At 61.3% G+C, this 11,916-nt stretch carries 14 protein-coding genes; 12 read left to right on the top strand and 2 right to left on the bottom strand.

Annotation, left to right across the window (positions count from 1 at the left end; all coding sequences use genetic code 11):
- Nucleotides 1-102: 102 nt before the first annotated feature.
- Nucleotides 103-2,904, top strand: a complete 2,802-nt coding sequence (gene gyrA / locus NP503_RS17710; RefSeq protein ID WP_127301968.1) for a DNA gyrase subunit A — start codon at nt 103-105, stop codon at nt 2,902-2,904.
- A gap of 69 nt (nt 2,905-2,973) precedes the next feature.
- Here the strand turns inward: gyrA and NP503_RS17705 are convergent, their stop codons facing one another.
- On the bottom strand, nt 2,974-3,126 hold the full coding sequence (locus tag NP503_RS17705; RefSeq protein ID WP_081714296.1) for a hypothetical protein: 153 nt from the start codon (nt 3,124-3,126) through the stop codon (nt 2,974-2,976).
- A 301-nt stretch (nt 3,127-3,427) separates the two neighbouring features.
- Between NP503_RS17705 and coaD the strand changes: the two genes are divergently transcribed.
- From coaD to tgt, 7 genes are read left to right on the top strand one after another with little or no spacing between them, the layout of a single operon-like run.
- The gene (gene coaD / locus NP503_RS17700) at nt 3,428-3,928 is read left to right on the top strand and encodes a pantetheine-phosphate adenylyltransferase (RefSeq protein WP_127272529.1); all 501 of its coding nucleotides are present in this window, start codon (nt 3,428-3,430) and stop codon (nt 3,926-3,928) included.
- Between the two features lie 16 nt (nt 3,929-3,944).
- The gene (locus NP503_RS17695; protein ID WP_127269468.1) at nt 3,945-4,532 is read left to right on the top strand and encodes a peptidylprolyl isomerase; all 588 of its coding nucleotides are present in this window, start codon (nt 3,945-3,947) and stop codon (nt 4,530-4,532) included.
- 38 nt (nt 4,533-4,570) lie between these two features.
- A complete protein-coding gene (locus tag NP503_RS17690; protein WP_127269467.1) occupies nt 4,571-5,083 on the top strand; it encodes a peptidylprolyl isomerase in 513 nt (170 codons plus the stop codon).
- A gap of 12 nt (nt 5,084-5,095) precedes the next feature.
- Nucleotides 5,096-5,545, top strand: a complete 450-nt coding sequence (locus NP503_RS17685) for a DMT family transporter (RefSeq protein ID WP_127269466.1) — start codon at nt 5,096-5,098, stop codon at nt 5,543-5,545.
- Nucleotides 5,545-6,633, top strand: coding sequence for a tRNA preQ1(34) S-adenosylmethionine ribosyltransferase-isomerase QueA (queA, locus tag NP503_RS17680; RefSeq protein WP_127269465.1), 1,089 nt, complete (start codon nt 5,545-5,547; stop codon nt 6,631-6,633). Before NP503_RS17685 ends, queA begins: the two co-directional genes overlap by 1 nt.
- A complete protein-coding gene (locus NP503_RS17675; protein ID WP_164749036.1) occupies nt 6,623-6,799 on the top strand; it encodes a hypothetical protein in 177 nt (58 codons plus the stop codon). The genes queA and NP503_RS17675 overlap by 11 nt, the downstream gene beginning before the upstream one ends.
- On the top strand, nt 6,792-7,922 hold the full coding sequence (tgt, locus tag NP503_RS17670; RefSeq protein WP_127269464.1) for a tRNA guanosine(34) transglycosylase Tgt: 1,131 nt from the start codon (nt 6,792-6,794) through the stop codon (nt 7,920-7,922). Before NP503_RS17675 ends, tgt begins: the two co-directional genes overlap by 8 nt.
- Before the next feature lie 4 nt (nt 7,923-7,926).
- On the opposite strand, the gene NP503_RS17665 is transcribed toward tgt, so the two are convergent.
- Nucleotides 7,927-8,346, bottom strand: a complete 420-nt coding sequence (locus NP503_RS17665; protein ID WP_127269463.1) for a DUF4864 domain-containing protein — start codon at nt 8,344-8,346, stop codon at nt 7,927-7,929.
- Nucleotides 8,347-8,611: 265 nt separating this feature from the next.
- On the opposite strand from NP503_RS17665, the gene NP503_RS17660 reads away from it, so the two are divergent.
- The 4 genes from NP503_RS17660 to NP503_RS17645 all read left to right on the top strand — a co-directional run bounded on the left by NP503_RS17660 (nt 8,612) and on the right by NP503_RS17645 (nt 11,849).
- A complete protein-coding gene (locus NP503_RS17660; RefSeq protein ID WP_010909609.1) occupies nt 8,612-8,848 on the top strand; it encodes an Lrp/AsnC family transcriptional regulator in 237 nt (78 codons plus the stop codon).
- A gap of 171 nt (nt 8,849-9,019) precedes the next feature.
- Nucleotides 9,020-10,432: a circularly permuted type 2 ATP-grasp protein gene (locus tag NP503_RS17655; RefSeq protein ID WP_164749460.1), complete on the top strand. Its 1,413-nt coding sequence runs from the start codon at nt 9,020-9,022 to the stop codon at nt 10,430-10,432.
- Between the two features lie 54 nt (nt 10,433-10,486).
- Nucleotides 10,487-10,846 carry a four helix bundle protein gene (locus tag NP503_RS17650; RefSeq protein ID WP_127270768.1) on the top strand — a complete coding sequence of 120 codons (360 nt, stop codon included), beginning with the start codon at nt 10,487-10,489 and terminating at the stop codon, nt 10,844-10,846.
- Between the two features lie 61 nt (nt 10,847-10,907).
- Nucleotides 10,908-11,849 carry an alpha-E domain-containing protein gene (locus NP503_RS17645; RefSeq protein ID WP_027036710.1) on the top strand — a complete coding sequence of 314 codons (942 nt, stop codon included), beginning with the start codon at nt 10,908-10,910 and terminating at the stop codon, nt 11,847-11,849.
- Nucleotides 11,850-11,916: the final 67 nt, after the last annotated feature.

The raw sequence follows: 11,916 nt of genomic DNA, 5'->3' as shown, positions 1-11,916 counted from the left end.
TTACCACCGAAAATGACACTGGAAAAGTGCCGTGAAGGTTGGAGTTTCGGGCTTGCTTCCTATATAAGCACCAAGTGATTCCTGATTAGATTGTGATCCGATTTGACCGACCAGAAGACACCGCGCGGCGCCGACGGCGGCCCCACCGGCATCGAGCCGATATCCATCGTCGAGGAGATGCAGCGCTCCTATCTCGATTACGCTATGAGCGTGATCGTCAGCCGTGCGCTGCCGGACGTGCGCGACGGCCTGAAGCCGGTGCATCGCCGCATTCTCTTCGCCGCCCATGAGAGCGGCTACCACTGGAACCGCAAATATGTGAAGTCGGCGCGCCCGGTCGCCGACGTGATGGGTAAATACCATCCGCATGGCGACGCCTCCATCTATGACGCCTTGGTGCGCATGGCACAGGACTGGTCGCTGCGCGTTCCGTTGATCGACGGGCAGGGCAATTTCGGCTCCATCGACGGCGATCCGCCTGCGGCGATGCGCTACACGGAAGCGCGGCTGACCAAGGTCGCGCACGAGCTTTTGGAGGATATCGACAAGGATACCGTCGATTTCCAGGACACTTACGACGCGTCGGGCAGCGAACCGAAGGTTCTGCCGGCACGGTTTCCCAACCTTTTGGTCAACGGCTCGGGCGGCATCGCCGTCGGCATGGCGACCAACATTCCACCGCATAATCTCAGCGAAATCTGCAACGGCGCCATCGCCCTCATCGACAATCCGGCGATCGACCTGCCGGCGTTGATGGAGATCATTCCGGGACCGGATTTCCCCACCGGCGGCATCGTGCTTGGCCGTTCGGGCATCTACAACGCCTATTCGACCGGCCGTGGCTCCATCGTCATGCGCGGCAAGGTCAACATCGAACAGCGCGGCAACGACCGCGAGTCGATCATCATCACCGAGGTTCCCTACCAGGTGAACAAGTCGTCGATGATCGAGAAGATGGCTGAACTGGTGCGCGACAAGCGCATCGAGGGCATTTCCGATATCCGCGACGAGAGCGACCGCCAGGGCTACCGCGTCGTCATCGAGTTGAAGCGCGACGCCGTTGCCGACGTCATCCTCAACCAGCTCTACCGCTTCACGCCGCTGCAGACCTCCTTCGGCGCCAATATGGTGGCACTGAACGGCGGCAAGCCGGAAGTGATGAACCTGACCGATATGCTGAAGGCGTTCGTCGCCTTCCGTGAGGAGGTGATCACAAGGCGGACGAAATTCCTGCTGCGCAAGGCGCGCGACCGCGCCCATGTGCTGGTCGGTCTCGCCATCGCAGTCGCCAACATCGACGAGATCATCAAGCTGATCCGCACCGCGCCGGATCCGCAGACGGCGCGTGAGCAGTTGATGGAGCGGCGCTGGCCCTCTGGCGACGTGGAATCGCTGATCCTCCTGATCGATGACCCGCGTCACCGGATCAACGAAGACGGCACCTACAATCTGTCAGAGGAACAGGCGCGCGCCATCCTCGAACTGCGCCTGCAGCGCCTGACCGCGCTCGGCCGCGACGAGATCGCCGACGAGTTGAACACGATCGGCGCCGAAATCATCGATTACCTGGACATTTTGTCGTCCCGCGCGCGCGTCCAGCAGATCGTCAAGGACGAGCTTGCCGCCGTGCGCGACGAGTTCGGCACGCCGCGCCGCACCGAACTCACCGACGGCGGTTCGGACATGGAAGACGAGGACCTGATCCAGCGCGAGGACATGGTCGTGACGGTGAGCCATTCCGGCTACATCAAGCGCGTGCCGCTGTCGCTCTACCGGGCGCAGCGTCGCGGCGGCAAGGGCCGCTCCGGCATGTCGACCAAGGAAGAGGATTTCGTCACCCGGCTGTTCGTGGCCAACACCCACACGCCGGTGCTGTTCTTCTCCTCGCGCGGCATCGTCTACAAGGAAAAGGTCTGGCGGCTGCCGATCGGCAATCCGCAGTCACGCGGCAAGGCGCTGATCAACATGCTGCCGCTGGAGCAGGGCGAGCGCATCACCACCATCATGCCGCTGCCGGAGGACGAGGCCAGCTGGGGCGAACTTTACGTGATGTTCGCCACCACGCGCGGCACCGTGCGCCGCAACGATCTATCCGACTTCGTCCAGGTCAACCGCAACGGCAAGATCGCCATGAAGCTGGAGGAAGAAGGCGACGAGATCCTCGGCGTCGAGACCTGCACCGACAAGGACGACGTGCTGCTGACCGCCAGTTCCGGCCAGTGCATACGCTTCTCCGTCGGCGACGTGCGCGTCTTCCAGAGCCGCAATTCGGTCGGTGTGCGCGGCATAACCATGGCCGAGACCGACCGCATCATCTCGATGTCGGTGATAGAGCATGTCGATGCTTCGCCAGCGGAACGCGCCGCTTACCTGAAGCGCGCGGCGGCGGAGCGGCGGCTTGCCACGGAAACGACCGGCGAAGAGGAAGAGATCGCGCTGACCAATGAGGAGATCGGCGAGGAGACGGAGCTTTCCGACAACCGATACGAAGAGCTCAAGGCGCACGAACAGTACGTGCTGACGGTCACCGAGTTCGGCTACGGCAAGCGTTCGTCATCCTATGATTTCCGGCTGACCGGACGCGGCGGCAAAGGCATCCGCGCCACCGATGTGTCGAAGGCAGCCGAGATTGGCAGGCTGGTGGCGACGTTCCCGGTCGGCAATGACGACCAGATCATGCTGGTGTCGGACGGCGGCACCGTCATCCGGGTTCCGGTCAACGGCATCCGTTTCGCCAGCCGCGCCACCAAGGGCGTGACCATCTTCAACACGGCTGAAGGCGAAAAGGTGGTTTCGGTCGAGCGGATCTCGGAACCGCAAGCGGACGAAGAAAGCGATGAGACGGTCGAGGGCGGTGCTGATGCCGCTCCGGCGCCTGACGCCGGTCCGGACGGTGCGGACTAAGTCCGGCACCCGGGTTTTGACATAGCAACGCCGGCCAGGTGGCCGGCGCGGCAGCAAGTTCAGGCTTTATCAGTAGTGACGATATGGCTTGCGCGGGCCGAAGCCTTCGAAGCGCTTGGTGTTTGCCTTGACGCGGATGCGTTGCGCCTCCTGATGCAGCCCAAATACGGTGGCGATCAGCATGGCGACGGTCATTGCGGTGGCGAGCATGTAGATCAGCATGTGCGTGTTCTCCTGCGCCTAACAACGGATAGATGGGATTTTGGTTTCATCTTATTAAGGTGCAACCTAGTGAACGCTGCGTGAAGGCTTCGTGATCAGCGTGTTCATCTGTCGTTCATGTGCCGGAAAAGGTTCACGGCCGGCGCGCCGATCGGATTTGCCTTTGCGAGAGAGGCTCGCTAGAGCCTGTTCCATCTTGTTGATGGACGGAAGACGGAACGGGCTCTAGCTTTCATTTGAGCATGATCTTTTCCAAAAACCGGTTTCCACTTTTTGGGATCATGCATTAGAAGCACCTGCCATGACTGAACGCATCGCCCTCTATGCCGGCTCCTTCGACCCGCTGACCAACGGCCATCTCGATGTGCTGAAGGCCTCGCTGGCCGTGGCGGATATCGTTTATGCGGCGATCGGCATCCATCCGGGCAAGCAACCGCTGTTTTCCTTCGAGGAGCGGGTGAAGCTGATCGAGACGGCGACGAAGACGGAATTCGGCAGCGACGGTGCCCGCATCAAGGTCGTCGCCTTCGACGGGCTGGTCATCGACGCCGCCAGGAAGCAGGGCGCCTCGATCATGATCCGCGGCCTGCGCGACGGCACCGACCTCGACTATGAGATGCAGATGGCCGGCATGAACGAGACCATGGCGCCCCAACTGCAGACGGTTTTTCTGCCCGCCAGTCCTTCGGTACGCACCATTACCGCCACACTTGTTCGCCAGATTGCCTCGATGGGCGGCGACATTCGCCCCTTCGTGCCGGCGGCGGTTGCCGGTGCGCTCACAGCCAAGTTCAAGAAGTAAGTTTTCGGAGAAAACCATGCAGCTGAAAAAGCTAGCCTCGTTCCTTGTCGTGCTCGCCGGTCTTGTGGCTGTGTCGGTCTCGGCTTTCGCCGCCGACCCGGAAAACACAATGATCATCACGCTGAAGGACGGCGACGTCACCATTGCGCTGAGGCCCGATCTTGCGCCAAAGCATGTCGAGCAGATCAAGAAGCTGGTGCGCCAAGGCGCCTATGACAACGTCGCCTTCCATCGCGTCATCGACGGCTTCATGGCGCAGACCGGCGACGTCAAGTTCGGCAATATGAAAAAGGGTTTCAGCGCCGAGGCCGCCGGCACCGGCGGTTCCGACCTGCCCGACCTGCCGGCCGAATTCTCACAGACCGAACATTATAAGCGCGGCGTGGTCGGTATGGCCCGCTCGCAGGACCCAAATTCGGCCAATTCGCAGTTCTTCATCATGTTCGCTCCGGCACCGCCCCTCGATGGCCAGTACACGATCGTCGGCAATGTCGTCAGCGGCATGGAACTGGTGGACCAAATCAAGAAGGGCGACCAGGCGGACAACGGCACGGTCACCGATCCCGACCGGATGATTAAGGTGCGCATCGCCGCCGACAAGTAAATTGTCGAATAACTCTGTTTCTCAAAAGGATATCTGACATGGCCGAAATCAAGGATCGCGAGAACGCGCTCATCATGGAAACGACCAAGGGCAAGGTCGTCATCGAACTTTTCCCCGACCTGGCGCCCGGCCATGTCGCCCGCATCAAGGAACTGGCCAGGGAAGGCGCCTATGACGGCGTGGTCTTCCACCGCGTCATCGAGGGTTTCATGGCGCAGACCGGCGACGTCAAGTTCGGCAATTCGAGCAAGCCTTCCTTCGCGCCGTCCCGCGCGGGCATGGGCGGCTCTGAAAAGCCGGATTTGAAGGCTGAATTCTCCAACGCCAACCATGCTCGCGGCACCTGCTCGATGGCCCGCTCGCAGAACCCGAACTCGGCCAATTCGCAGTTCTTCATCTGCTTCGACGATGCCGCCTTCCTCAACCGCCAGTACACGGTCTGGGGCCAGGTCATCGAAGGCATGGACAATGTCGACAAGATCAAGCGCGGCGAGCCGGTGCAGGATCCCGACAAGATCGTGTCGCTGAAAGTCGCGGCCGACGTCAAGTAAGGGCAAACGACAATGATGGGCGTCGTCTGGTCGCTTCTCGGCATCCTGTCCGGCGCCTTCATTGCCATTCAGGCGCCGATCAATTCGCAGCTGGCGCGCGGCCTGGGCCTCCCGGTCGCGGCGGCTGCGTTTTCGTTCCTGTCGGGCGCGATCGTGCTCGGTATCATCTCCGTCACGGTGGTGAAGCTGCAAGGCATCTCGCTCGACTGGAAGGCGCCGGCGCCCTGGCTGTTCGTGGCCGGCGGCATGCTGGGCGGTTTCTATGTCACGCTGTCGACGATTCTCACGCCACGCATAGGTGCGGCCGCGCTGATGGCGTTTCTGGTCACCGGCCAGTTGCTGGCCGGCATGCTCATCGATCGCGTCGGCTTCCTCGGCGTCGCGGTGCGTGAAATCTCGCTCGGCCGCGTTGCCGGCGCGGTGCTGCTGCTGGCCGGAGCGCTGCTCGTCCGGCTCTACTGATGCGCGTCGATCTCTTTGACTTCGACTTGCCGGAGGAGCGCATCGCGCTTCGTCCGGCGGAGCCGCGCGACAGCGCCAAGATGCTGGTGGTCAAACCCGGCGAAGGGTTCGACGACCGCAGGGTTGGCGACCTGCCGTCCTTGCTCAGGGCCGGCGACGTGCTGGTGTTCAACGACACCAAGGTCATTCCAGCGCAGCTCAAAGGCATCCGGAGGCGAGGCGAAGTGACAGCGCAGGTCGAAGCCACGCTGCATATGCGCATGGCGCCGGACCGCTGGCTGGCCTTCATGCGGCCGGGCAAGCGCATTGCCGCCGGCGACCGCATCCATTTCGGCCATGACGGCAATTCCTGTTTGCTCGGTCAGCTCGACGCCACGGTGATCGAGAAAGGCGAGGGCGGCGAAGCGCTGCTTGGCTTCGATCTGTCGGGGCCGTTCCTCGACGAGGCGCTGCACGCGGTCGGCCACATTCCGCTGCCGCCCTACATCGCCTCGAAACGCGACGACGACGAACGCGACCGGGCCGACTACCAGACCATCTATGCAAGCGAGGAAGGCGCCGTCGCGGCTCCGACAGCGGGCCTGCATTTCACGCCGGAGCTTTTTGCAGCGCTTGACAGCAAGGGCATCGAACGCCGCTTCGTCACCTTGCATGTCGGCGCCGGTACGTTCCTGCCGGTGAAGGCCGACGACACCGCCGACCACAAGATGCATGCCGAGACCGGTTCGGTCAGCGAAGCTACTGCGGACGCCCTGAATGCTGCAAGAGCAAGAGGCGGGCGCGTCGTTGCCGTCGGCACGACCTCGCTGCGACTGCTGGAGAGTGCGGCGCGTGAGGACGGTACTCTGGCTGCGTGGTCCGGTCCGACCGATATCTTCATCACGCCCGGCTACCGTTTTCGCACCGCCGACGTGCTGATGACCAATTTCCATCTGCCGCGCTCGACGCTGTTCATGCTTGTCTCGGCCTTCAGCGGCCTCGACACGATGCGTGCGGCCTATGCCCATGCGATCGAGAACCGTTACAGATTCTATTCCTATGGCGACGCAAGCCTGCTTTTCCGAGCGGAGACGAGCGATGGACGATGATCTGCAAGCCTTTGACCGCTATGCGCTGAATGCGGAATTGAAAAAGCTGCGCGCCGGCATTCGCCAGCACCTCGATTCCGCCATGCGCGGCTGCATCCACTACCGCCAGTCGCTCGACAATCAGGCGCCGGACGCCCCGATCCACGACAAGGAATTCAATGGCTAAGCCGTTCAGCTTCAAGGTTCTGGCAACCGACGGCAAGGCGCGACGCGGCGTGATCGACATGCCGCGCGGCGAAATCCGCACGCCGGCCTTCATGCCGGTCGGCACCGGCGGCACCGTCAAGGCCATGTATATGGACCAGGTGCGCGGTGTCGGCGCCGACATCATCCTGGGCAACACCTATCATCTGATGCTGCGGCCCGGCGCCGAGCGTGTGGCGCGGCTCGGCGGTTTGCATGAATTCGCCCGCTGGCCGCATCCTATCCTGACCGACAGCGGCGGTTTCCAGGTGATGTCGCTGTCGAAGCTGAGAAAGCTGACCGAAAAGGGCGTCACCTTCCGCTCGCATATCGATGGCGCCGCCTACGAGATGTCGCCGGAGCGTTCGATAGAGATCCAGGGATTGCTCGATTCCGATATCCAGATGCAGCTTGACGAATGCACGGCGCTGCCGGCCGAGATGAAGGAAATCGAGCGCGCCATGGAGCTGTCGTTGCGTTGGGCCGAGCGCTGCAAGACGGCGTTCGGCGATCAGCCGGGCAAGGCGATGTTCGGCATCGTGCAAGGCGGCGACAACGCGGCGCTGCGGGAGCGCTCGGCGCAGGCGCTGAGCGCGATGGAGCTGAAGGGCTATGCGGTCGGCGGCCTGGCCGTCGGCGAACCGCAAGCGGTGATGCTCGAGATGCTCGACATCACCTGCCCGGAACTGCCAGCGGACAAGCCGCGCTATCTGATGGGTGTCGGCACGCCCGACGATATCCTGAAATCGGTGGCGCGCGGCATCGACATGTTCGACTGCGTGATGCCGACACGGGCCGGCCGCCACGGCCTTGCCTATACAAGGCGCGGCAAGGTCAATCTGCGCAACGCCCGCCATGCCGACGATCCACGGCCGCTCGACGAGGAAAGCGACTGCCCGGCCGCCCGGGACTACTCACGCGCCTATCTGCATCATCTGGTGCGCTCGCAAGAAGCGCTCGGTGCTATGCTTTTGACCTGGAACAACCTTTCTTACTATCAAAAGCTGATGCAGGACATCCGCGCTGCGATCGAGACCGGCGCCTTCGAGGCGCGCGGCGCGGAAATCACCGAGGGCTGGGCGAGGGGCGATATCCCGTTGCTGTGAGGCCTCAAGTGCTGAGCGAATTCGAGGCGCGCAGGCTGCAGCCGGTGATCTGGAACGTGCCATCGGGCTGTTGCTGCAACGTGTAGACCGCCTCGTAATCCTTGCCGTCGGGGCCGACGATCAGCACCTGCTGGACGATCGAACCCGGAGCGGTCTCCTCGACCTTGCCGAAGGAATAGGTCCGCGGCTTGCGCACCGGCGGATAGCCGTTGGTCACCATGTTCATGAAGGCATCGACGGTCGGGAAGATCCGCTTCACATTCGGGGCGGCGAAGCTGTAGGCGGTGGCGCCGTCATTGGCGATGAGGGCCTTTAGCTGACTGTCGATGACGGACTGGCCCGCCTTGATCTCGGCATCGCCGGCCAATACCGACGACGCGAAGAGGAATGGAACGACTGCGATTGCGAAAAAGGCGCGGCGCATGGCCTGTCTCCGTTATCCCGCGAAATATCTTCCCTCGAAATGCTGCTGTCCGAAGACACATCATAACATACGCTTGGCAGCGCATCGCGGTTTCAGCGATTGCGAATATTCACTGGCGATCGGTGACAAGTTCCACGCCAGTGGCGGAGTTGCAGCAGGCGGTAGCCTAGGCCCGAGCCGGCTGAGCATTCATTCCAGCGCTTGAAAGCCCGCCTCCAGTCTGCCAGAAGGGCCGCTGGACTTGGACGTTTAGCGGGACGAAGCCATGAAGGCGTTTTTCGTGCAGATCAAATGCGAGCTCGGCAAATCCTATGAGGTTGCCAGCGCGCTTGCCGATGCCGAGATCGCCTCGGAAATCTACTCCACCGCCGGCAATTACGATCTGCTCGCCAAATTCTACGTCGACGACGAGGAAGACGTCGGCCATTTCGTCAATGAGAAGGTGCAGATTCTCCCCGGCATCAAGGACACGTTCACCGTCGTCACGTTTCGCGCTTTCTAGCCTGGAAACGCATTTGCCCGGGCACGAGGCAAAGGCTGATCAAGGTCATATTTCACCTGCCTCAATTTTAGGCAGGCGCAACATACTGATCGCCCGTATCTCCCAAATCACCGATTGCGCTTGATTTTCTCCGGCGACGTCAGTGAAATGGCGTCACAGGGGAGTATGCGATTGGCAGCGTTCGATGAAATGCTTCCGGAAATCTCCGGATTGAGAAGACCGTATTCGGCTTATGATCGCTGGCTGAAGGAGCAGGATCCGGCCAGGCTGACCGAGAAGATGCAGGACGCCGAACGCGTCTTCCGCAAGACCGGCATCACCTTCGCCGTCTATGGCGAGCAGGAAGCTTCCGAGCGGCTGATCCCGTTCGATATCGTTCCACGCATCATTTCAGGCAATGAATGGCGGCGCCTCACGCAGGGCATCGAGCAGCGCGTGCAGGCGCTAAACGCCTTCCTCGACGACATCTACCACCGCCAGGAAATCCTGCGCGCAGGGCGCGTCCCCAGGGAATTGATCGCCAGGAACGAGGCCTTCCTGCCGGAGATGATCGGGGTCAGGCCGCCGGCCGGCGTCTACACCCACATCATCGGCGTCGACATCGTCCGCATCTCGGAGGACGAATTCTACGTGCTGGAGGATAATGCGCGCACACCGTCGGGCGTCTCCTACATGCTGGAGAACCGCGAGACGATGATGCAGCTGTTCCCCGAGCTGTTCCAGAAGATCAAGGTACGGCCGGTGGAAAACTACCCGCAGCTTCTGCGCCAGTCGCTGGCGGCGGTGCGGCCGCAAAGCACCAAGGGCGCGCCGACCATTGCGGTGCTGACGCCCGGCAGCTTCAACTCCGCCTATTTCGAACACGCCTTCCTCGCCGACCAGATGGGCGTGCAGCTGGTCGAAGGCCAGGATCTGCGCGTCGTCGACGGCCATGTCGCGATGCGCACGACCGAAGGCTACAAGCAGATCGATGTGCTCTACCGACGCGTGGACGATTCCTTCCTCGATCCGCTGACCTTCCGACCGGATTCGGCACTCGGCATACCCGGCATCATGGATGTCTATCGGGCCGGCAACATCACCATCGCCAATGCGCCGGGCACCGGCATCGCCGACGACAAGGCGATCTATTCCTACATGCCCGAGATCATCGAATTCTACACCGGCCGCAAGGCGATCCTGGGCAACATCCCAACCTGGCGCTGCTCGGAGCCCGACAGCCTGAAATACGTGCTCGAGCACATCGACGAGCTGGTGATCAAGGAAGTCCATGGTTCCGGCGGCTACGGCATGCTGGTCGGGCCGGCTGCGACCAAGAAGGAATGCGAGACCTTTGCCAAGAAACTCCAGGCAAAACCTTCGAATTACATCGCCCAGCCGACGCTGGCGCTGTCGACATGCCCGATCCTGACGGAAAAGGGGCTGGCGCCGCGCCATGTCGATCTCAGGCCTTATGTGCTGGTCTCCGATCGCATCCAGATCGTGCCCGGCGGCCTCACGCGTGTCGCGCTGAAGGAAGGCTCGCTGGTCGTGAATTCCTCGCAAGGCGGCGGGACGAAAGATACTTGGGTGCTGGATGATTAAAGCGAATAGCGAATAGTGAGTAGCGAATAGGGGAAGGAGGGCAGCAAGACGGCGATCAATTCTTACAGGGACCTAATTGTTTGGAAAGCGGCCGTCGAGTTGGCGGTGGATTGCTATTCGGTAACCAAAGCCTTTCCAAGCAGCGAAATCTACGGGATGACCTCTCAGATGCGGCGGTCTTCCGTATCAATTGCAGCAAACATCGCCGAAGGGCATGGGCGGGAGAGTACGGGATCATTCATTCAATTTCTGCGCATGGCGCAGGGATCTCTCAAAGAGTTGGAAACACACCTGATCTTGTCTGAAAAAGTAGGGTTGATGGTTGAAGCAGAGGTGGTGCGTTTGCTTAGCAAGGCCGATGAGATCGGGAAAATGCTACGTTCCATGATCAGGAGTTTGCAACAAAAATCATGAAGCTGATTTTCCCCTATTCGCTACTCACTATTCGCTATTCGCTCGAAATCGGGGCACGATGATGCTTCTCGGCCGCACCGCCAACGGGCTTTACTGGATGAATCGCTATATCGAGCGGGCGGAGAACATGGCGCGCTTGGTCGATGCCGGTTTGCGCATGGCGCTGACTCGTACCCAGAGTGCCTCGGAAGAGTGGAATTCGGTGCTGCTCAGCGCCGGTTCCGACGTCACCTTCAGCCAGAAATATTCTGACTATACCGCGGCCAACGTCGCCGACTTCCTGTTGCGCGACACGTCGAACCCGTCGAGCACGATGGCGTCGATCGAGACGGCCCGCAACAATGCCCGCATGGTGCGTACCGCGCTGACGCGCGAAACCTGGGAAAGCATCAACGAAGCCTGGATGTCGCTGAAGCGGATGCTGGCCAAGCCGATCGACGAGCGCGACCTGCCCAGCGTACTCGACGCCATCAAGCGCGAGACGGCGCTGATCCGCGGCTCGTTCTACGGCACCATGCTGCGCAACGAGATCTTCGACTTCTCGCAGCTCGGCACTTATGTCGAGCGCGCGGACAACACGGCGCGCATCCTCGACGTGAAATATTATGTGCTGCTGCCGTCGATCTCCTGGGTCGGCTCGACGCTCGACAATTATCAGTGGGAATCGATCCTGCGTTCGGTCTCGGCGCATCGCTCCTATCGCTGGGTCTACGACGCCGATTACAAGCCGACCAACATTGCCGATTATCTGATCCTCAATGTCCGCATGCCGCGCTCGCTGATGTTCTGCTATCGCTTCCTGTCGGAGCATCTGAAATTCCTCGGCGACGATTACGGCGAGCGCCATGCCTGCCACGCAACGGCCGAGAAGACGCAGACAATGCTGAGAGCCGGGTCGATCAAGGGCATATTCGACGCCGGCCTGCATGAATTCCTTGCCAATTTCATTCGCGACAACACCAAACTGGGCGAAGAGATCGCACAAGATTATCGGTTCAATTGAGCATGGTCCCGAAAGGTGGGAGCCGGTTTTCTCAGACAAATGAAACCGTTTGTCCGGAGATCGTGCT

This window comes from Mesorhizobium sp. SEMIA396 (genome assembly GCF_024518615.1).
In the GTDB taxonomy this organism is placed as follows: Bacteria; Pseudomonadota; Alphaproteobacteria; order Rhizobiales; family Rhizobiaceae; genus Mesorhizobium.
The sequence above is the reverse complement of the archived record's forward strand: the minus strand, read 5'-3'. Positions and strand labels throughout refer to the sequence as shown.